Below are 20,619 nucleotides of genomic sequence, written 5' to 3'. Positions count from 1 at the left end.
AATGCATGTCCAGTATTCACCTGGCCTGCATCTGCGGACCAACAAGCGGTCAGGATCCTCACACAGGATCGTCAGTGTGAGAACGATTCGTGAACTGACTTCCGCAGTCCAACGTCGTGCCGATGAGCTCGAGCTTCCCACGGGGCCGCGCACGCGGGCCTACAGGATCTTCGAAGCGCTGCCGGCGATCGTGAGTTTCTCCGCCATCGGGTTGGTGTTCGTCCTGCCGTTCATCGACGCGACTGCCGGGGCGATCTACGTCTTCACCGTCGTCGGTCTCACCCTGATTCGAGCGATGCGAGGAGCAGTCGACGTCTCACGAGGATTTGTGCGCTATCGTCGCAGCTCCCGGGTGGACTGGGGTGCCAGGCTGCTCGATGTCGAACGGGCGCTGGACGGACTGCCCGCACGCCCCTATCCCTGGTCCGGGTTCCAGGCGAAGGAACATGCCGCGACGATTGCCCGAGTACGCGAGAACCCCGGTGCAGTTCTGCGCCCCTCGTCCCTGCTCCATGCTGTCGTCGTCGCTGCCTACAACGAGCCCTACGAAGTGGTCGCCGACGGAATCCGCTCCCTCCTGCACACCACGACCTTGCCGTCGAAGATCGTCGTCTTCTTCGCCTATGAGGAACGCGGCGGACCACAGATGGCTGAGACGGCACGACGCCTGGCGGCCGAGTACGGCGACGGTTTTGCGGCCTTCGTCCTCGTCGAGCATCCGGCCGGAATCCCGGGAGAGATTGCGGGGAAGGGCGCGAACATCACCTACGCCGGTCAGCGGCTGGCTCATTGGGTGGAGGCGAACGGGATCGATCCCGAGTCGGTTCTCGTGACCAGCCTCGACTGCGACAACACGCCTCACGAGGCGTATTTCGACTATGTCGCCTACGAGTATGTGCTGGCGCCCGATCGCGCCCACCTCTCGTTCCAACCCATCAGCCTCTACCTCACGAACATCTGGGAGGCGCCCGCGCCGTCTCGGGTCGTCGCGAGCGCGAACTGCTTCTGGAATCTCACGACCACGGTCCGCCCTCTCTCGCTGCGCAACTTCGCCTCCCACTCCCAGCCCCTGACCGCGCTGATCGACATGGGGTTCTGGTCGACGAAGACGATCGTCGAAGACGGCCACCAGTACTGGAGGAGCTGGTTCCACTTCGACGGCGACTACCGTGTCGTGCCCATCCACGTTCCGATCTACCAGGATGCTGTCCTGGCCGGCGGATTCCGGGACACGATGGTGGCTCAGTTCAAGCAGCTCAGCCGCTGGTCATACGGTGCCAGCGATGTGCCCTATGTGGGAGTCAGGGTCTTCTCCGGGACTGCTCGAACACCCTTCTGGCCCGGTTTCCTCCGCTTCCTCTCACTCATCGAAGGTCATGTCAGCCTGGCCTCGATCTCTGTGATCATCGCCGTCGGCGGATGGATTCCCTTCGCTGTGGCAACGCAGACAGGAGAGGTCACGGACCTCATCGAGCGGATGCCGATGACGGTCGGCCTGGTCCAGCAGATCGGCATGGTCGGTCTCATCGCCTCCGTCATCGTCTTCAACTCGCTGCTGCCGCCCCGGCCAGTCCACGTTCCACCGGTGCGTCGGGTGACCATGTGGCTGCAGTGGGTGCTCTATCCGCTGACCCTGCTCGTGTTCAACTCCTCGACCGCGCTGCATTCGCAGTGGCGTCTGCTCACGGGTCGCTACCGTGAGCGCTTCGATGTCACGGAGAAGGTCTCCGGCGTAGGACGCAGGACTGTGTGAGTTCGCCGCCCCATGTCAATCGGTCTCCTCGTGGTCTAGCATCGATTCTGTGCCCGCAATGCTGAGGAACACAATGCTGAGGAGTGTGTCATGACAGACGCTGCGCACGACCAACTCGATGCCGACTGTGACTGCATCATCTCCGGAGGAGGGCCCGCCGGAATCGTCGCCGGGCTGCTCTTGGCCCGCGGTGGTGTCAAAGTTGTGGTGCTGGAGAAGCACACCGATTTCTTCCGCGATTTCCGCGGTGACACCATCCATCCATCAACACTGCGGCTCCTCGATGAGCTGGGCCTCTACAACGAATTCGCTCGCATCACCCACCGTAAGGTGACCAACATCAGTCTCGCCGGTGACGACGGTCGGGACTACATCCTCGGCGACCTGTCCAGGCTCAACACCACGCATCCGTTCATGACGATCGCACCACAGTGGGACTTCCTCAATCTGCTGGCCAAAGCAGGGGAGGACGAACCCGGGTTCGATCTGCGCATGGGTGTCGAAATGACCTCGCTGATCTGGGACGGCGACCGAGTCGTCGGCGTTTATGCGCAGACTCCCGACGGTGAGACCGAGCTGCGGGCGCCACTCGTCGTCGCCGCTGACGGTCGCTGGTCGAAGGCCCGGGACGAGGCACAGCTGTCGATGCGGGAGCTGCGGTCGACGATCGACGTGTGGTGGTTCCGGATCGACACCCTGGCACAGCTGGCCGAATCCATCGCACCTCGCGCCAAGGGCGGCAATGTGTTCGTCGCGATTCCGCGCGACGGTCATGTGCAGATGGCTCGTCTCATCCCGAAGGGCGAGGACGCTCGCTTCCGTGAGCAGGGGATCGAGTCTCTTCGCCGCGGGGTCGCAGAGACCTTCCCCGTGCTGGCAGGCGATCTTGCAGCGCTGCGGCTCGAGGATGTGAAGCTCCTCGAAGTCCGTCGCAATGAGGCCAAGCGCTGGTTCATCGACGGGCTGCTGTGCATCGGCGATGCGGCCCATGCCATGAGTCCGCTGGGCGGAGTCGGCGTCAATCTGGCGGTTCAAGACGGTGTGGCCACAGCCCGTCTGCTGGCGGAGGCGCTGCGGTCGGGACGCGTGCCCACCAGTGAGCTCAGGCGTGTGCAGCGCAGACGACTGCTGACGACGAAGGCGGTCGAGCTGCTGCAGGGCGGCATCCACCGGATGATCGAGCCGGTCGTTCACAACGGCGGAGTCATTCGTCCCCCGGCGCCGGTCCTGTGGCTGCTGACAACGTTTCCGGCGCTGACCGTGATTCCCGCGCGCATCCTCGGCATGGGTATCACTCCCGAGCACGCTCCGGACTTCGCGCGTCGGCAACCGGAGACAGTCTGACACTCGCTGCCGCTAGTCCATTGCACTGCGAGCACTGTCCAATGCGGACCTTTGAGCGTCTGTCCTCAGTCCCGGATGCGACGTTGCCTGGCCAGCAGGTTGGTGAGCTGACGGCATTCGGCATCTGACATCGTGTCCAAGCCGAAGCGCGCATCGGCGACGATCTGACTGGCCCTGTCAGTCAGTGCACGACCTTTGGGCGTGATCTCAGCGAAGACCTCTCCGTCGTCACCGGGTTCCAGCGCCCTTTCGAGCAGATCGTTGTCCTCCAGCCACCGCACTGTGGAGAACGATGAGCTGGTGTCGACCTGCAGTTGGTCGGTGAGTTCGACGAGAGGGAGAGCGCCTCTCTGATCGAAGAACAGGAGAAGCAGTGCTTCATAGCGTGCGTAGGTGAGCCCCAGTGGGCGCAGCTTCTCATCGAGGCTGTCGATGAGGAAGCGGTGGGCCCGCATCAGTTCGGTGGCAGTCTGCATCCGGTCGCGTTCGGGCCACCGCATCTCCCACGCGCTGGCGGCCATCGAGACCGGATCGTTCAAGGCCGGTGAGGCGCTGCCGATCCTGAACTCCTCGGAGTCGCTGAAGCCGTGACCGGTGTTGAACTCCATCGTGTTCCACTCTTCGGTGTCCACATTCGGGCCGACTCCGGTGCGCACTGCCGGGTACTGACCGGTGCCGGCGCTGAAGCGTGGCTGGTGTTCGGCCCTGAGCTCCTCCTCGGATTCGAAATTCGTGTCGGCCTCGGAATCGATATCCAGGTCGGCGTCGATATCGGACGACGAGCCCGTGACGAGGTCGTCACCATCAAGGATTTCCTCGTCTTCGTCCTCGTCCCTGGAATTGAGCGAGGTGATGGCAGAGCGCAGTCCGGAGCGCTGAATCACCGTCTGGATAGTGAGGTCTCGTTCATCCGGCCGGCCGACATAGCGGATGTCGCGCAGGCCCTGGTCCTGGGCAGCAGATTCGAAGACGAAGTGACCGTATCTGAAGATCCGGCCCATCAGGGGCTTATGGACCGAGATATCGAGGATACGCGCCATCGGCATCGTGGCCTTGTGCTGAGTGAAGATCCCGTGGATGCGGAACACTCGCATGTTCGTGATGACGAACCGGTCCATGTGCACGAACAGTGCACGGTAGACGCCGAAGAGCGCAATGGCGGCACCGATTCCCAATGGGATCGAAGCGAAGTCGATCGGGACCGTGAAGCTCAGTGCTGCGACGGCCAGGCCCAGCAGAATGATGAGCGTGGGAGAGACGAAGGCAAGGAAATGGCGGCGAACTTCGTCGACGACGATCTCGCCCTCTTCAGCGATCAGATGATCTTCGACTCTCGGGTCGGTCAGTGCCCCGAACACGTCAGGCTGCTTCCTGCGCGGCTACGCGGACAGGGAAGTGAAGAAAGTGACCAGCGAGCCGACACCGGTGCCCACTGCTTCGAAAGCGTTCCGCACTGCCTCGGCCGAATCTTCTGGCCGACTGAACAGATAGAACGCCACAAAAATGACGACGAGCGTGAGGACGGCCTTTTTCAACCACTTCACAACGGACTCCTCCATGCCGCGTCGCTGGGATGGCAGATGCGGACAATTGGTTGCACAACTCGTTAATCGTAACCGCCCTTGCCGGCGGCACCCGAGAAGGCGCGCCCAAAACCTGTGATCGCGATCTCATATAGCGAGAATTGCAGGCCGATAGTCGCCGAGGTGGCCCTTCCCTGCCAGCGCCACCGATGAGCGTCATTCTGGTTTCCCTCATCCCCGTTCAACGGTCAGCACCCCTGTGCAGAGCGCAGATTCTGCGTACTGTTGAAGACATGAGAAAACTATTTGATTCCATTCGCAAAGTTGGCTTCCGTCGCGGACCCGACCGTGTTCTCGGCGGTATTGCAGGCGGTCTCGCCGAATCCACCGGAATGAACGTGTGGCTGATGCGCCTGTTGATCCTCATCTCGTTCCTGCTCCCAGTCTTGGGCGTCGGCGCGTATGTGGTTGCCTGGGCGCTCACCCCCTGGCAGGACGGAAGCATTCCCCTTGAGCAGGCCTTCGGCGGCCGACTTGAACGCTGAGTGAACATTAGGCGGCGTGCGGCTGACCGGCCGTGTCTTCAGCGTTCGCTGTCCAAGAGCATCATCTGTTCGGACGGATAGCGATCGCCCCGGACCTCACTGTCGGCCAGAGCTGAGTCGATGACCGCAAGATCATCGGCGTTCAGATGCACGCCGTTGCTGGAAACGGTGGCGGCCACCTGATCAGTGGTTCGCGACCCGACGACGGGCACGATGTCCTCACCTTGAGCGGCCACCCATGCGATCGCCAGCTGAGGAAGCGTCACGTCCCGCGCTGCAGCGAGCTCCGCGAGGGCTGAGACGATCCGCTGATTGTGGACGAGGTTGTTCCCTTGGAAACGCGGGAACATCGCCCGATTGCCTCCCACGGAACCTGCAAACAGACCTTTGGCCAAAGCCCCGTATGCCGTGACTCCGATTCCGAGTTCACGGCATGCAGCCAGAATCCCATTCTCTTCGATGCCGCGGCTCAGCAGCGAGTATTCGATCTGCAGGTCGCTGATGGGTGCTGTCGCCGCCGCTCGACGAATAGTCTCAGACCCGACCTCGCTGAGCCCGATGTGACGGACGTATCCGGCATCGACGAGTTCACTGATGGCTCCCACGGTCTCCTCGATGGGCACATTCGGGTCGAGCCGGGCCGGCCGGTAGATGTCGACGTGGTCCGTGCCCAGGCGTTTCAGCGAATAGGCCAGTGAGTTTCGGATCGCGTCCGGTCGAGTGTCGAATCCGATGAACGAACCGTTGGGTGCAAGGACAGCGCCGAATTTCAGTGAGATCACGACGCCCTCACGGCTGCGCTCACGAAGTGCGGCACCGACGAGCATTTCATTGTGACCGGCACCGTAGAAGTCTCCGGTGTCGATGAGTGTTCCTCCGGCATCCGCATACGCATGGATGGCGGCGATGCTCTCCTCATCTCGTGTCGGTCCATAGGCTCCGGACATGCTCATGGCGCCCAGGCCGGGAGAAGTGACGCGAGGTCCCTGCGTTCCGAGTCGGCGAGTATTGACGGTTGGGTTCTCTGTGTATGTACTCATGACTGCAAGCCTTGCAGGACGGCGGCAGTCGCACGAGGCCCTGTCGATCCAGGGACAGACTGTCCCTGGTTAGATCGGCAGATCGGATGGACAATCAAGAGATGACTGATCGTTCTGGGTTCGCTGACTTCATCCGCCGTCGACGGGAGCAGCTGCGGCCAGAAGATGTGGGGACTGGCCACACCCACCGTCGCCGTACTCCTGGACTGCGGCGCGAAGAGGTCGCCATGCTCGCCGGAGTATCGGTCGACTATTACGCTCGCCTCGAACAGGGGCGGGGATCGACCCCGTCGATCGGAGTGGTGTCGGCGGTGGCTCGGGCGCTGCAGTGCGACCGTGATCAGCGTGACCACATGCTGCACCTCGCCGGTCACCCCGTGCTACCGCGCAGCGCCGATGGTCACGTGAGTCCCGGCCTCATCGCTGTTGCCAACCGGCTCGTCGATCTTCCCGCGGTGATCGTCACCGACCTCGGCGAAATCGTCTGGGAGAACGCCCTGGGTCGCATACTGCTCGACGACCTTGCAGGAGAGCCTGGACGCGGCAGGAATCTCATCTGGGAGTGGTTCGCCGACCCCGACAGTCGGGCGATGCCTCCGGAGCATTGGGACCGCATCTCTGCCGCCCACGTCAGCGATCTGCGGGCCACCTACGCCCGTAGATCTGACGAAGTCCATGTGAGGAAATTCGTTCAGGATCTCATTGCTGTCAGCGATGAGTTCAAGGAGCTCTGGGACCGTCATGACGTGGCAGTCCACCACTCGGACACCAAAGTCTTCGTCCACCCGGAGGTCGGATTGCTCGAGCTTCGGTGCGAAGTCCTGCTGACGCCCGACGACGACATCTCTCTGCTTGTGTTCTTCCCGATGGAGGGCACGAACGCGGCAGAACAGCTGCAGCTGCTCGGCGTCGTCGGTTCGCAGAAGATCTCATCCGACTGAGAGAAGCAAAGACCCCGTGATCCCTTGTCTTCACAGGGATCACGGGGTCTTGCATTCGGGTGGGCCCCGTGGGGATCGAACCCACGACCCACGGATTAAAAGTCCGTTGCTCTACCAACTGAGCTAGAGGCCCCGCCCCAACGAGACCGCGTGGACAAGCGCCACGTAAGTGTTGTTGGAGACTCAATAATATTAGAGGTAAGGGGCCCGAATACTCAAACCGGTTCCCAGTGGGGACCAGCAGGATTCACTCATAGATCATTTTCCGAGTTCAGGGTGCTCGTCACCGGTGTAGGTGCGGGGGAGGGCATCCGGTGCGGTGGGATACTCCTCGGCAGCCTCGTCGATGACATCGGACTCGATGGCCTTATTCTTCTTGATCTTGCCGCGCAGCGCCGCAACGTTCTTCAGCCCTGCCAGCAGCTTGCGATCCTTCTTCGGTGCAACGTACTCAGGATCGGTCTCCAGCGGGAAGATCGTGGGCGCGGCGCCGAAGGCCTCGGACGACTCTTCGGTGACCTTGCGGGCCATCTGAGCGTTGACCACACCGCCGATGATCGCGCCGATGCCGAAGGGCAGCAGACGACCGACCAGTGAGCCACCGGCACGTGCGGCGAATTTGCGGATGAAGGTCTTGCGCAGTTTCCGCACGAGCAGATCGACGACCGGAGCAGGCAGCTGCTTAGTCACCGTCGAACCCCAGTTGCCGAACATGGACTCCGAACCGCCAGACTGCTTGCTGAACTTCTGGACGAGGTTCTTTCCGTCCTTGCCGAGCATCAGTCCCAACACCAGCGCATTCGCGCGCTTTGAATCCTGGACCGGAAGTCCGTGGATCTCAGAGATCGCCTGAGCAAACAGCGCGGTCCCTTCGAGGAAGCCGGCAGTCTCTGCTGTGGCCACACCCAATGCCGCGGTTGTACCCAGTCCTGGGACGGCGGCGGTGGCGCCGACAGCTGCTCCGCCCGAGGTGGTCAGGGCGAGGTAATGGCGACGGATGATCTTGATGAGCTCTTCCGGAGTCGCATCCGGGTTCCGGCGACGCAGGCTGCGCACATAGGCGAGAGCCACGGGGCGCTGGACTGACAGAAGCCTCGACAGCATCGACTGGGCGCGGGGATTGAGGGACCCGTCCTCGTTGACAGCGAACTTCGCTGCCTTGTCCAGGCCTTTCTTCGCCACTGATGATTTTGCCACGGGAGTTCCTCCTCGTTGTCTGCACTCGTGACCTGCTGGTCGCAGGCACGAGTTTGTCATCAGTTTAGTAGTGGCCACTGTGAACGCGACGAATGAATCCTGACCGGGAGGCGAACGTCGGCTCAGGGTGGCGCGCGGGTCAGAGTGGGGGACTAGACTGCTCTGACGATGACACAGCCACGCTTTCACCGCCCGATTCCTCTGGCCGACCTCGATTCCATCAGCGATACGAGTGACCCGGTGACCAGATCAGAGACCTCTCATGCCACCGCGGCGCTTCTCCTCGGAGACTCGCGCGGACAGCGCGATGAGGCCGCAACGAAGCGATTCGTGGAGCTGGCCGACGACATCGGCCTCGAGGTCATCGCCGAAATGTGGTCTGCGGCACCCGCGGTCTCCGCGCCGGGCGCGCTCTGGCGCTTGTATGCGCTGCGCGAATGGATACTCACCGCCCCGCGTGAGCTTGCCGACATGTTCTCAGCCGGGCAGCGCAGGGTGACCGACGGGCTCGGCCTCGACGACATCCTCGCCGGGGTCGAGCTTCCCGCAGGTCCCGACGAGGTGGCCCGGGCCATCGACGAGATCCTCGCTGGTGCTTTCCGCGGGGATGTCGTCATCGCCCTTCTTCGGGCTGCCGCGTTCGTCGGCATGTGCGCCGAAGGCACCGACGACGCCGAGGCGGCCACACGGTTGCGCCAATTCGCGAAAGACCTCAAGGATGCCGCCATCTCCCACCGCCACGGCGGACTGGACTGATCGACCCGCAGCCTGGCTGAATGCCTGAATGCCTGAATGCCTGACTGCCTGCCCGACCGGCTCGAGGATTCCTCCTCTGGGAGCACGAGGACCCCACCATCGGGTGGGGACCTGACCCGGTGCGCGACTGTGAGATTGTCAACTCTCGTTCACCCGCCTCGGCGGTGGACTCACGAGCGTGAGCGAGTATCGTTGTGGGTGGCCCTCGTGGCCACCGGACGCTGGATCTGAAGCCCCGGGCTCCAAATTCAGCCGCTTCGAGCGGCCTACCGCCGAGAGGCGCTCTCGGTTCAGCGTCCGGCACATACAATTGAAGCAACATGCACATTCGTCCGGCTCGACCGGGCCCCGGGCAGGAGGAGCGCATGCGGCTCAAGCGAGTACCGCAGGACACTGTCTTCTACGAACGGCTGTCCGATCTGGTCGGGCAGATGAGGCAATGCAACCTGGTGCTTGCCGAACTCTCCGGCATCGAAGTCAGCGAACGCCGGCAGGTCGCAGACCGTCTCCGCGAGATCGGCGATCAGGCCGACGAGGACATGGGAGCCGTGCTTCGTGCGTTGCGCGAGAACTACATCACTCCCTTTGATCGCAATGACCTGTACCTGCTCGGTCATCACATGCGCGACATCTGCCACCTCCTCCACGGTGCTGGTTTCGTCCTTGCCTCGGAAGCATTCGATCAGCTGCCCTCGGGCGTCCTCGAAACCTTGGCCGTCCTGTCCAACCAGACGGACCACACGTCCCGCATGGTCACCCGACTGCCGGGCAAGTTGGATCAGTGGGACTACGTCGACTCCATCAATCGCCTCACCTACCAGGTCGAGGCCCTGCAGTGGCGAATGTCCGATGCTGTTCCGAACTCGAAGCGGGGTCTGACCTACATGGCCGCCGTCTCGCAGCTGGGGCAGGCCTTCGTCCGCGCCGCATACGGCTTCACCGAGCTGGGCAAGGTCGTCGCCGCCATAGCGATCAAGGAGTCGTAGTCCGTGGATCTGCTCTTGGCGGGAGTCATCGTGACCGCGGTGATCTTCGCCGGTTCGAACGGTTTCCATGATGCAGCGCTGACCATCGGAAACGCTGTCGTCGGACGGTCCATCAATGCGCGGTGGGCCCTGGGCCTGGCCGTGGTCTTCAACTTCATCGGGGCACTGCTGGGCGAGGGAATCGCCTCCGTCGTCGCCAACCAGATCGTCCACTTCGACGGCGACCCCGAAGTCATCCTCACGTCTCTGATCATCGCTTTCGTCGCAGCGACGGCGTGGAGTCTGTTCACGTACTATCTCGCGTTGCCGGTGTCGTCCACGCACTGTCTCATCGGCGGACTCCTGGGTGCCGGTATCGTGCTGGGATTCTCGGTCAACTCTGCCGAGGCTCTCGACTCGGTGATCCTGCCGCTGGTGCTCTCACCGATCCTCGGCTTCCTGCTCTCCTGGGGTCTGACGGCTCTGCTGTCGAAGACCTTCGCGGCTTCTCCTCCGAAGCCGCTCTTCCGCGGTGCCCGCATGGTCGACTCGGTCCTCACCGCCTCGTTGTCGCTGGTCCACGGGATCCAGGACGCACAGAAGATCGCGGCCCTGGTCATGGTCGGCCTCCTTGCGGTCGAGGCCAATCCGTACACCGAACTCTCCGTCGTCGAGATCTCCTGGCCGGTGCGACTGATCATCGCCGGGGCATTGGCGATCGGCACCGGATTGAGCGGATGGCGGGTGGTGCGGACCCTGTCGGTGCGCATGGCCGGACTTGATCCTCTGAAATCTGTGGCAGCGGACGGCACCGCCACGGTGCTCATGTACACCGCAGCACTCATCATGCGAGTCCCCGTGTCGCTGACATTCATCCTCGGATCAGCGATCTTGGGTACTCAGTACGCAGGACGAAAAGGTCGCGCACGCGCCCGTTTCATCCTGCCCGTCGCCGGAGTCTGGATTCTGACCATCCCCGCGGCGGCAGCATTGGCGATCTGCATCGGCCTGGTAGTCAGGGCCTTCGTCGGCTGATCTGAGTCGTCACTACTGCGCCGCGGGGGTACGCCTTACTGGCATGCGTCACTTCTGAGCCGCAGCTCTGGCCTTCCGGCCGAAGACGATCCCGGTCGTGACCATGGCGACGGCGAGGACGAAGTGCAGCCAGTTATCGGCTGTGTTGAGCGGAACGAAGTTGCCCATCGACTCCATCGGAACGACGAGTCCGTAGACCCACAGCACCGCGTAGACGACGCCTCCGACGATGAGGTAGGTCTTGGCCAGTCCACGTGACCTGAGCCCGAGCAGTCCGACGACGCCGAAGAGCAGGTGGACGATGTTGTGCAGCACCGAGACTTGGAAGATCCCCAGCAGTGCGGCTTGTGAATGATGTCCGGCGAACATGATCGTGTCCAGGTCCTGGGTGATACCTGGAACGAAACCCAGGATGCCCACCAGGAGGAACACTGCTCCGAAGAGACCTGAGACGAGTTGAACGCTGGTGCGGGTGGTGTGAGCTGATGATGAAACTGTATGAGTTGTCATGACGATCCTTTCGAAGACTCTCGTCGTACATCAGCTGATTCGGAGCGGATTGAGTCATGGATGGGGCCGGTTGGTGGCTTTTCTGTTGCTGCTTTCGAAAGAGCCTGGCTTCCGGGACCGATCGCGCGCCACGACGGTAGTCTGGTGACGGTGAGAGCTCGCGTGGCAGTGCTGTGGCGCAGGCTGCTGATCCTGCTGATCGGCGGCGTCATCGCCGTGCCCTATGCGGCGGTCGTGATCTGGACCGTCACCGCCTCGAAACAGGTCGGGGACCGGTCGGAAGCACTGGCCATCGTCGCCGTCGGAATCATCGTGTTCCTGCTGCTGTGCGTCCCCGCCTTCCTCGCGGTCATCCGCGCCCTCGAGCGCACTCTTGTCGAGCAGCTGCTCGAACTGAGTATTCCCACCCCACCGAGGCGGCCGAGCACCGCCGATCGATTGCGCGGTGCCCTGTTCTACTTCGGCCACACCTTCGCTGGCGCCCTGCTCTTATTCACCGTCGTCGTCCTCGTCCCCGCCGCGATTGTTCTGGCCGCCGATCCCGGGCAGGCGCAGGAGCTCTCCAACGGTCTCATCGGCACCCAGACGGACACTGCGGCGACCGTCCTGCCTGCCGAACTGATCCAGGCTCTCGCTGTGGGAATTCTCCTGATGTGCATCGCCATCGTCGTCGTGGAGGGGTACTTTCTTCCGAACTATGCGCAGGTTCTCCTGGGGCCGTCAGCGGCCGACCGTGCCGAGCTCGCCGGTCGCGACCGGGTCCGTCGGTTCCGGCGCACGGTGCTCGCCCGCGAGGTGCACGACTCGATCGGCCATGCTCTGACCGTGACGACGATGCAGGCGGCAGTGGCCAAGCGTTCGCTGACTTCGGATCCTACCGTCGCCGAGGCGGCCGTTGACGAAATCGCTCGGACCGGTCGTGAGGCGGTCGCTGAGTTGGACCATGTCCTCACTCTGCTGCGTTCGGAGGCTGATCTGGATGCAGATGACGACACCGGGGCCGATTTGAGAACGGCGCAATCACCTCGGCGAATGATCGATGACCTCGAGATCCTGGCCGAGGAAGCGAGGTCGGTGGGGCATCCCACGCAGCTGAGGTTCAGCGGCGAGGTGGGTGCACTGCCTCCTGATGTCGCGCATGAGCTGCATCGGATCGTGCGCGAGGCACTGACGAATTCGCTTCGACATGCCTCGGAACCGGGGCTCTCGGTGTCGATCGCCGTCGACACGACGGCGGTGACGATGGTGGCGAGCAATGCCTGCGCGGGGAGCGCGAAGGGTGCTGGGAACGACGCAGGTGCGGGGAATAGCGCAGGTGCAGGCGACAATGCGGGTGCCGGCCGGGGTCTGCGGGGCATCAGGGAACGCGTCGAACTCTTCGGCGGGGAAGTTCGGTGGAATTCAGACGGCGGAACGTGGACCATCGAGGCAGTGCTGCCGACGGCCGGCGGCACTGCGACACCCAGCACCACTGTACGGGCAGCGAATGAGGAGACACAGGAATGAGCATCAGGGTGGTTCTCATCGACGACGAACCGTTGGTGCGTGCCGGGCTGGCAGCGATCATCGACTCTGCTCCTGGACTCGAGGTGGTCGGTGAGGCAGGCGATGGTGCCGATGCCATCGACCTCGCCCAGCGCACTCAACCCGATGTCGTCATCATGGATGTGCGGATGCCGCAACTGAACGGACTCGAAGCGACTCGGCTGCTCGTGAATCGATCGGATCCGCCTCGCGTGCTCATCCTCACGACCTTCGACAGCGACGACTACGTCTTCGAGGCGCTGCGTGCCGGTGCCGATGGTTTCGTGCTCAAGCGAGCGCAGCCGGAGGAACTCATCCGAGCCGTGCATGTTGTCGCCGGTGGGGAAGTGCTCCTGTATCCGCAGAAGGTGCGTGAGATGGCGGCTCAGGCGGGGCGGCGCGAAGACCTGGCCAGTACTGCCCAGTTGAGCAGTCGCGAGCAGGAGGTGCTCTCACTCATGGCACGGGGTCTGAGCAATGTGGAGATCGCCGGTGAGCTATTCATCGGGAGTGAGACGGTTAAGACCTATGTCAGTTCGCTGCTCGGCAAACTCGGCGCCCGGGACCGGACCCAGGCTGTCATCAGAGCCTTCGAATCGGGATTCATCACTCTCTGAGTCACGCGCTTCACCCGTCGAAGGGCACGGTTCACCCGTTTAGGGGAGTCTGTAGGGACGGCCTCGGAGCGAATGTTGAAGCATGAAGACAACACAGAGTGGTACACAGTCAGAAAATCCATCTCAATCGGCGAAGGCACCCCACCTCGGAGTCATCATGCTCGGCCTGAGCGCGGTCTGGTCCCTGACCATGCTGGTCGTCTCAGTGCTGTGGGGGAGCAGGATCCTCGTCTCTCCGTTCGGCCATGCGGAACCGGGCGAATTCAACTCTCTGCTCGACTATTTCTCCATCCCCGCTGGAGCGGCACTGGTCGGGTCCTGCGCACTGCTGAGCCTGACACTTGCAGCGACATTCCTGACACTGCCGCGGTTGCGCGCCAAAGCAGTCGCGACGGTCGGCATCTTCGCAGTGATCCTCGCCCTCGTCACGACCGTGGTCTTCACCGACACCTTGGTGTTGGCCTACCTCGGCTATACGGTGAGCCTGCAGTTCCCACCGATCCCCGTTCCCGTCCTCTGGCAGGGATTCATGCTGCTCGGCCCGGGACTGTGGGTAGCGACGTGGGCGTCGCTGGAGAGCCGCCACCGTCGCACCAGGGCAAGCGCTGAACCTGAAAGTCGGCAGCCCATCCGGGGCAGTGCCAAAGTCGCCGTCGGTGTGGCCGTCGCCGTTCCGGTCATCTATGCATCCACTCGAATTCTGTGGGCAATGGGCATCCCCTTCGGACTCAGTCCCGAGTTCTATACCGAAGGTCTCCAGGCCGGGATGTGGCACTCAGGACTGGCGCTGGCCATCGCCGGATTGGTCGGAGCGCTGCTGACTCTGGGATTGGTGCAGAAATGGGGAGAGCGGTTTCCGCGGTGGACCGGGCCGCTGGCAGGAAGACGAGTGCCCATCCTCCTCGCAACGATTCCCGCCAGCATCGTCACCCTGGCGCTGTTCACCGGAGGGATGGGATTGATCCATTCGGTTCTACTCAAAGGCGTCAGCTTGGATGGCAACTGGGTGACGATCGGACCGACTCTCCTATTCCCGCTGTGGGCGCTGGCGCTCGGCTGGGCCACTTACTCCTACCGCGTTCGTCGGCTTGGTGCTCGCGCTGCTCTGTGGCCGTGACCGACAATTTAATCCGAACAATTTCAACCCGAACCGTCAGCGGGGTCGGTGAGTGCACTCACCGACCCCGCTGACGGTGAGTGAGCCTTCTGTGCCGCAGCAGGGTGGTCAGGCTGTGGATGAGCGCCGGCGCCGAGGCGATGAGCAGCAGCACGCCACCCAACCACGTCGTCGGCAGCAACACAGCACCGCCGATGACGAAGCCAGTGAACAGCACAGCCGAGATCACCCCGCGGGCCAGAAGTTCGAGGCCGGCAACGCGACGGTCCAGTTTGGGAGTGGCCACCGAGAGCTCGCCGTTCTCGAGCCTCTGCACCAGGCTGTCGAGTCGTCCCGGCAGACCCAGCGTCAGGCGCACGAAGTTGAGCGCCTCCTTCGCCGCAGTTCCGGCGACACCGCCCTTCTCCTCCTCGATCAGCTCGCTGGCATAGGGTTCGACGACCTCCCAGATGTTGAACGAGGGATTGAGCGAACTGCACAGGCCCGAGACCATGGACAGCGAGCGGATGATGAGGAAGAGGTTCTCCGGCAGCTGCACGGGCAGATCCCGCACCACTGATTCGAAATCCGTGGAGAAGGCCCGCAGCTCCTTCTCATCAACGTCGCGCAGCTGCGCGAACCCCATGCCTCCGAATCGTGCGAAGAGCCCCGTGAGGGAGCGCTCGAGTTCCTCCGTGTCCGCTCCGTCGAGCAGAACCCCGATGAGTTCGACGCTGGCGACGAGTCGGCGGGAATCCCGCAGCGCCACGGCGATGATGAGTTCCCGCAGACCTGAGCGCAGGTTCTCGGGCACGTGCCCCATCATTCCGAAGTCAACGAAGGTCAGGTGCCAGTTCGCCCCCGCCGAGGTTGTGCCCGGGTGAGAAGGTGTCACGAAGATATTGCCGGGATGGGGATCGGCATGGAAGAAGCCGGTGCGGAAGAGCTGGTCGAACATCGTGTGCGCGAAAGTCGTTGCAACCTCGTGGGGGTCGATGCCGGCTCGGCGCACATTGGTGATGTCGTTGGCCTTGATTGCCGTGACATCTTCCATGGTCAGGACCTGTGGCGTGGTCTGTTCCCAGACGATCCGCGGGGCCTGCACCCGAGCCGACTCGACCGCAGGAGCAGCAGCATCTGACGCATCCGCCGACCATGCCGCCGACGGTGCCGCCGACCCCGTTGCCGATGCTGCCGCGTCCATGGCGAAGGCCTCCGCATTCGCGGCTTCATGGAGATAGTCAATCTCCTCGAGACTGACATGGGCGAACTCCTCGACCAGGGCTGGCATATCGACGCGTCGGGAGATGAACCGGACTCGGGAGAGCCAGCCGGCGATCCGGCGCAGGGCGCGCAGATCAACCTCGACGACAGCGGCGATGCCCGGACGCTGGACCTTGACGACCACCTCGGCGAATCCGAGCTCATCGGCATTGTCCGAGGTCAGCGTCGCCGAATGCGCCTGCCCCAAGGACGCCGCTGCCAGCGGGCGCGGATCGAACGAGGCGAATGCGTTGTTGAGATCCATCCCCAGCTGCGCCTCGGCGAGGATGCGGATCTGGTCGAAGGGAACCGGAGCGACCTCGTCCTGCAGGCCTTCCAGCTCTTTGGTGATCTCAGGTGGGAGCACATCCATGCGTGAGGAGAGGAACTGACCGACCTTGATCATCAGCCCGCCGAGCTCGACGGCCAGGGCGCGGAACCGTTTGGCGCTCGAACGCCACCGGTCTATCCGGCCCCGGGCCGCGAACCGACCCAGGCCGATTCGCGGCAGCGTCAACTCGAACCACCAGGCCACGATCATCTGGGTCGCAGCGAATCGGAGGATGCGACCGTAGCGAGCCCGAAGGGTCCTCTCCTTCACGTGTCAGTCCTCGGCGAGGATCGAATACAGCCTGCGCTTGGTCTCCTCGAGAGCAGTGACCGCCTCAGCGACCTGTTCTTTGCTGCCGGTACGACCGACCTGAGCCGCTGCCTGGGCCAGTTCGACGCCGGCCTTGGCCAGGTTTGCGGCCCTGGGTGCGTCGGGCTTCTTCGTCGTCTCCCACGGAGCACTGGACTCCGGTTCGGATTCGACCTGTTCGCGTCCGGCCTCGGTGAGCGAATAGGTCTTGCGCCCGCTGGAGGACTCCGCGCTGATGAGTCCCTCATCGGTGAGCAGCTGCAGCGTCGGGTAGACCGACCCTGGGCTGGGCTTCCAGCTGCCGCCGCTGCGTTCTTCGATCTCTTGGATGATCTGGTAGCCGTGCATCGGGGCCTCGGCCAGCAGTGTGAGGATCCCGGCGCGGACGTCTCCGCGGTTCATGCGGAAAGGCTGTTTGGGGTTGAAGGAAGAGCGTAGCTGCTCCATCGCCTCCCAGATGTTGGAACCGCCCCAATCGCCGCCTCGGCGAGAGAAACCTCCGTGATTGAATGGCTCGTTCATGATGACCTCCAGGTCTGATTGAATCGCCTTGACGATATATAACGATATATCGGCGATGGGTTGCTGGAAAGGTCATTCGGTTGATTGCGGAGGCAACTCCCAGACATTGTTCAGACGCGTACGCCGAGGGGCCACCGGACGCCGAGGGACCACCACAGGCCGTGAATACAGGAAACGGGTGGTAACTTCGTCTCGACCCAGGCGCTTGGATCGAGACGAAGTTACCACCCGTTGGACACTCTCGCTGAGAACGGCGGCCAACCTCGGCGCGGACGCACCGCACTGGCCCCTCAGGTCATCCGAAGCGGCCGGAGATGTAGTTCTCGGTCTCTTCCTTCTCTGGGTTGGAGAAGATCGTCGAGGTCTCGTTGAACTCGATGAGCTTGCCCGGCTTGCCGGTTCCGGCGATGTTGAAGAACGCGGTCTTGTCGGACACGCGAGCAGCCTGCTGCATGTTGTGAGTGACGATGACGACCGTGTACTGGTCCTTGAGGTCGTTGATGAGGTCCTCGATGGCCAGAGTGGAGATCGGATCGAGTGCGGAGCACGGTTCGTCCATGAGCAGGACCTCGGGCTCGACGGCGATCGCGCGGGCGATGCACAGGCGCTGCTGCTGACCACCGGAGAGTCCGGAACCGGGCAGGTTGAGGCGGTCCTTGACCTCATTCCAGAGGTTGGCGCCGCGCAGCGCACGTTCGGTGAGGTCATCGGCCTCGGACTTCGACATGCGCTTGCTGTTGAGGCGCACCCCGGCCAGCACGTTCTCCTTGATGCTCATCGTGGGGAACGGGTTCGCGCGCTGGAAGACCATGCCGACCTCGCGACGCACGTTGACCGGGTCGACGCCGGCACCGTAGATGTCGTTGCCGTCCATGAGCACTTCGCCCGAGACGCTGGCGCCCGGAATCACTTCGTGCATCCGGTTGAGTGTGCGCAGCACGGTTGACTTACCGCAGCCCGAGGGGCCGATGAGGGCCGTGACCGAGCGGGGCTTGATCTGCATCTGCACACCATCGACGGCGCGGAAGTCGCCGTAGAAGATGTCGAGATCCTTGATGTCGATCTGCTTGGACATGTGTTTCCCTATCTGTGGAATGTCTGTAACAAGTATGTGGTGAGTCAGTGGCTCGGGGGCTCAGTGCTTCATCAGCGCCCTGTCTTCGGGGCGAGCACCCTCGCGATGACGCGGGCGAGGAGGTTGAGGACCATGACCAGGGTGACGAGGACGAGGGCTGCTGCCCAGGCTCGCTCCGAGCTGGCCAGGGCTGCGTCACCGGGGGAGACGGGGCGCAGCTGCGAGTCGTAGATGTAGGTGGGCAGCGTCGACATCCAGCCGGAGAACAGGTTCCAGTTGAGTGCCTTGGCGAATCCGGCGGTGACCATGATCGGTGCGGTTTCGCCGATCACGCGGGCGATTGCGATGGTGATGCCGGAGAGGATGCCCGACACCGAGGTGGGCAGAACGATCTTGACGATCGTCTTCCACTTCGGCACGCCCAGAGCGTAGGACGCCTCTCGCAGGTCCATCGGGACCAGGCGCAGGATCTCCTCTGTGTTGCGCACGACGATCGGAATCATGAGCACAGACAGTGCCACGGCGGCTGTGAAGCCTGTCTTCGCAATGCCTGCCGCATCCGGCATGACGAAGCCCACGATGGTGGAGAACAGAGCGAAGGCGAAGAGACCGGCGACGATCGAGGGGATGCCTGTCATCACGTCGACGAGGAAGGTGATGGCCTTGCCCAGCTTGTTCTTGCCGGAGTATTCGACGAGGTAGATGGCCGTCAGCACGCCGATGGGGATCGAGATGAGGCATGCCATGGCCGTGATCAGGACGGTGCCGACGATCGCGTGGTAGAAGCCACCGGCGATAGTTGCTTCGCCGGCGACGTACTGCTGGTCGAGGACGCCCTTCATGCCGAGCATCGTGCGGGTGAGGAGGTCGACGCTGATAGCGGCTCCGCCCTTGGCGATGGTCATCCAGAGCAGAGAGATGAGGGGAACACAGGCGAGGATGAACGAAGAGGTGACAACGGTGGTCGCCACCCGGTCGGTCGCCTTACGGCGGCCTTCATAGGCACCGGAGAGCGCGAAGACGGCCACGACGTTGATGAGTCCGGCGAGGACCGCGACGACAGGGATGTTGAAGCCGCTGAAGGCGATGAAGCTGATGATGGTCGCGACGATGATCGAGGCAACCGCAATCACCCATGGTGTGGCCTTGGGCAGCTGCTTTGAGGTGAGGGCACGAGATGTGGTCGTCGAATTGTTCGTAGTAGTCAACATTCTCAACTGCCCTTCACCGAGGTCTTGGCAACAATTGCACGTGCACCCATGTTCACCAGCAGGGTGATGACGAACAGGACGAGGCCGACTGTGATCAGTTCGGACAGTCGCAGTCCGGCGGCTTCGGGGAAGTTCTGAGCAATCTCAGAAGCGATGGTCTGATTGCCGCTGACCACCAGGGATGCGGTGAGCAGTCCAGGGGAGAGGATCATGGCCACAGCCATAGTTTCGCCGAGCGCGCGGCCGAGGCCGAGCATGGTCGCCGAGGCGATGCCGGACTTTCCGAACGGCAGCACCGACATGCGGATCATCTCCCAGCGCGTGGCGCCGAGAGCGAGAGCTGCTTCTTCCTGCAGACGGGGAGTCTGCAGGAAGACCTCGCGGGTCAGAGAGGTGATGATCGGCAGGATCATAATGGCGAGCACGAGGGAGGCCGTCAGCAGGGTGCGCCCGGTGTTCGACACATCGCCGTTCTCGTCGGGGGCGAAGATCGGGATCCAGCCGAACCACTTCGACAGCCACAGGTAGAACGCGGTGAGGTTGCCGGCCAGGGCGATTCCCCACAGACCGTAGACGACGGAGGGGATCGCGGCGAGCAGGTCGATGACGTAGCCGAGGACCGGGGCGAGCTTCCGAGGCGACATGTGCGTGGTGAACAGTGCGATGCCCAGCGCGAACGGAGTCGCCACGAGCAGGGCGATGGCGGAGGAGATCAGTGTGCCGATGACAAGCGGCCAGACGTAGGAGAAGAATCCCTTGCCGCCGGTGATCGAGCTCGGATCGGTGATCTGGGCTTCGATGGTGTCCTTGGACTGCGCCAGAAGGAACAGGGCGACCCCTGCCAGGATGAGCAGGATCAGGATGCCGGCGATGAGCGTCGCGGCCGAAAAGATCCGGTCTCCGGGACGAACGACGGCTTTGGGCTTCTGGGCTGCGCCGGACTCACCGCGTGAGCCCGGTTCAGGTGTTCCGGCAGGGCCGGACTCTGTGGTCTGTGTGCTGGTCGGCACAAGTGCTCCTCATGAAACTTGTGGTGGATCCGGTTCACGGATCCCTAGGCAC

At 63.0% G+C, this 20,619-nt stretch carries 20 protein-coding genes and 1 tRNA gene; 10 read left to right on the top strand and 11 right to left on the bottom strand.

Features of this window, described 5'->3' with window-relative positions; genetic code table 11:
- Nucleotides 1-76 precede the first annotated feature (76 nt).
- Nucleotides 77-1,753, top strand: a complete 1,677-nt coding sequence (locus LQ788_RS16975) for a hypothetical protein (RefSeq protein ID WP_231443009.1) — start codon at nucleotides 77-79, stop codon at nucleotides 1,751-1,753.
- Between the two features lie 90 nt (nucleotides 1,754-1,843).
- A complete protein-coding gene (locus LQ788_RS16970) occupies nucleotides 1,844-3,097 on the top strand; it encodes an FAD-dependent oxidoreductase (protein ID WP_231443008.1) in 1,254 nt (417 codons plus the stop codon).
- A 65-nt stretch (nucleotides 3,098-3,162) separates the two neighbouring features.
- On the opposite strand, the gene LQ788_RS16965 is transcribed toward LQ788_RS16970, so the two are convergent.
- On the bottom strand, nucleotides 3,163-4,455 hold the full coding sequence (locus tag LQ788_RS16965) for a PH domain-containing protein (protein WP_231443007.1): 1,293 nt from the start codon (nucleotides 4,453-4,455) through the stop codon (nucleotides 3,163-3,165).
- Between the two features lie 21 nt (nucleotides 4,456-4,476).
- Complete coding sequence (locus tag LQ788_RS16960; protein ID WP_165770788.1) at nucleotides 4,477-4,641, bottom strand: hypothetical protein; 165 nt, start codon at nucleotides 4,639-4,641, stop codon at nucleotides 4,477-4,479.
- Between the two features lie 272 nt (nucleotides 4,642-4,913).
- Here LQ788_RS16960 and LQ788_RS16955 point away from each other — a divergent pair, with 272 nt between their 5' ends.
- Nucleotides 4,914-5,165 (top strand): PspC domain-containing protein, encoded by a 252-nt coding sequence (locus LQ788_RS16955; RefSeq protein ID WP_231443005.1) that lies wholly within the window; start codon nucleotides 4,914-4,916, stop codon nucleotides 5,163-5,165.
- 38 nt (nucleotides 5,166-5,203) lie between these two features.
- Here LQ788_RS16955 and LQ788_RS16950 read toward each other — a convergent pair whose 3' ends face one another.
- A complete protein-coding gene (locus LQ788_RS16950) occupies nucleotides 5,204-6,205 on the bottom strand; it encodes an aldo/keto reductase (RefSeq protein WP_231443001.1) in 1,002 nt (333 codons plus the stop codon).
- 101 nt (nucleotides 6,206-6,306) lie between these two features.
- Here LQ788_RS16950 and LQ788_RS16945 point away from each other — a divergent pair, with 101 nt between their 5' ends.
- On the top strand, nucleotides 6,307-7,146 hold the full coding sequence (locus LQ788_RS16945) for a helix-turn-helix transcriptional regulator (RefSeq protein WP_231442999.1): 840 nt from the start codon (nucleotides 6,307-6,309) through the stop codon (nucleotides 7,144-7,146).
- Nucleotides 7,147-7,206: 60 nt separating this feature from the next.
- On the opposite strand, the gene LQ788_RS16940 is transcribed toward LQ788_RS16945, so the two are convergent.
- Both LQ788_RS16940 and LQ788_RS16935 read right to left on the bottom strand, forming a co-directional pair.
- Nucleotides 7,207-7,279: transfer RNA gene (locus LQ788_RS16940), tRNA-Lys, on the bottom strand.
- 125 nt (nucleotides 7,280-7,404) lie between these two features.
- Nucleotides 7,405-8,343 carry a hypothetical protein gene (locus LQ788_RS16935; protein ID WP_231442997.1) on the bottom strand — a complete coding sequence of 313 codons (939 nt, stop codon included), beginning with the start codon at nucleotides 8,341-8,343 and terminating at the stop codon, nucleotides 7,405-7,407.
- Between the two features lie 168 nt (nucleotides 8,344-8,511).
- On the opposite strand from LQ788_RS16935, the gene LQ788_RS16930 reads away from it, so the two are divergent.
- The 3 genes from LQ788_RS16930 (at nucleotide 8,512) to LQ788_RS16920 (ending at nucleotide 11,099) form a co-directional block, all read left to right on the top strand.
- Nucleotides 8,512-9,099 (top strand): hypothetical protein, encoded by a 588-nt coding sequence (locus LQ788_RS16930; protein WP_231442995.1) that lies wholly within the window; start codon nucleotides 8,512-8,514, stop codon nucleotides 9,097-9,099.
- 320 nt (nucleotides 9,100-9,419) lie between these two features.
- Nucleotides 9,420-10,085, top strand: a complete 666-nt coding sequence (locus LQ788_RS16925) for a DUF47 domain-containing protein (protein ID WP_226823654.1) — start codon at nucleotides 9,420-9,422, stop codon at nucleotides 10,083-10,085.
- A 3-nt stretch (nucleotides 10,086-10,088) separates the two neighbouring features.
- Complete coding sequence (locus LQ788_RS16920; protein ID WP_231442993.1) at nucleotides 10,089-11,099, top strand: inorganic phosphate transporter; 1,011 nt, start codon at nucleotides 10,089-10,091, stop codon at nucleotides 11,097-11,099.
- Nucleotides 11,100-11,147: 48 nt separating this feature from the next.
- Here LQ788_RS16920 and LQ788_RS16915 read toward each other — a convergent pair whose 3' ends face one another.
- Nucleotides 11,148-11,609 (bottom strand): DUF4383 domain-containing protein, encoded by a 462-nt coding sequence (locus LQ788_RS16915; RefSeq protein ID WP_231442991.1) that lies wholly within the window; start codon nucleotides 11,607-11,609, stop codon nucleotides 11,148-11,150.
- 150 nt (nucleotides 11,610-11,759) lie between these two features.
- Here LQ788_RS16915 and LQ788_RS16910 point away from each other — a divergent pair, with 150 nt between their 5' ends.
- From LQ788_RS16910 to LQ788_RS16900, 3 genes are all read left to right on the top strand, one after another.
- Complete coding sequence (locus tag LQ788_RS16910) at nucleotides 11,760-13,115, top strand: sensor histidine kinase (RefSeq protein ID WP_231442989.1); 1,356 nt, start codon at nucleotides 11,760-11,762, stop codon at nucleotides 13,113-13,115.
- Nucleotides 13,112-13,750: a response regulator gene (locus LQ788_RS16905; RefSeq protein ID WP_231442987.1), complete on the top strand. Its 639-nt coding sequence runs from the start codon at nucleotides 13,112-13,114 to the stop codon at nucleotides 13,748-13,750. The genes LQ788_RS16910 and LQ788_RS16905 overlap by 4 nt, the downstream gene beginning before the upstream one ends.
- An 82-nt stretch (nucleotides 13,751-13,832) precedes the next feature.
- Nucleotides 13,833-14,867, top strand: coding sequence for a hypothetical protein (locus tag LQ788_RS16900; protein ID WP_231442985.1), 1,035 nt, complete (start codon nucleotides 13,833-13,835; stop codon nucleotides 14,865-14,867).
- A 58-nt stretch (nucleotides 14,868-14,925) separates the two neighbouring features.
- Here the strand turns inward: LQ788_RS16900 and LQ788_RS16895 are convergent, their stop codons facing one another.
- The 5 genes from LQ788_RS16895 to pstC form a co-directional block, all read right to left on the bottom strand.
- Nucleotides 14,926-16,650 (bottom strand): ABC1 kinase family protein, encoded by a 1,725-nt coding sequence (locus LQ788_RS16895; RefSeq protein WP_231447467.1) that lies wholly within the window; start codon nucleotides 16,648-16,650, stop codon nucleotides 14,926-14,928.
- A 63-nt stretch (nucleotides 16,651-16,713) separates the two neighbouring features.
- Entirely contained in the window at nucleotides 16,714-17,271 is a 558-nt protein-coding gene (locus tag LQ788_RS16890; protein WP_009883696.1) for a PadR family transcriptional regulator, read from the bottom strand.
- Nucleotides 17,272-17,566: 295 nt separating this feature from the next.
- The gene (pstB, locus tag LQ788_RS16885) at nucleotides 17,567-18,346 is read right to left on the bottom strand and encodes a phosphate ABC transporter ATP-binding protein PstB (RefSeq protein ID WP_009883693.1); all 780 of its coding nucleotides are present in this window, start codon (nucleotides 18,344-18,346) and stop codon (nucleotides 17,567-17,569) included.
- 71 nt (nucleotides 18,347-18,417) lie between these two features.
- Nucleotides 18,418-19,557, bottom strand: a complete 1,140-nt coding sequence (gene pstA / locus LQ788_RS16880; protein ID WP_231442982.1) for a phosphate ABC transporter permease PstA — start codon at nucleotides 19,555-19,557, stop codon at nucleotides 18,418-18,420.
- Nucleotides 19,558-19,559: 2 nt separating this feature from the next.
- On the bottom strand, nucleotides 19,560-20,567 hold the full coding sequence (gene pstC / locus LQ788_RS16875) for a phosphate ABC transporter permease subunit PstC (protein ID WP_394801314.1): 1,008 nt from the start codon (nucleotides 20,565-20,567) through the stop codon (nucleotides 19,560-19,562).
- Nucleotides 20,568-20,619 lie beyond the last annotated feature (52 nt).

It is taken from the genome of Brevibacterium zhoupengii, assembly GCF_021117425.1.
GTDB classification, from domain to species: domain Bacteria; phylum Actinomycetota; class Actinomycetes; order Actinomycetales; family Brevibacteriaceae; genus Brevibacterium; species Brevibacterium zhoupengii.
Note: the sequence above shows the minus strand (reverse complement) of the source record. Positions and strands in the feature narration are given on the sequence as shown.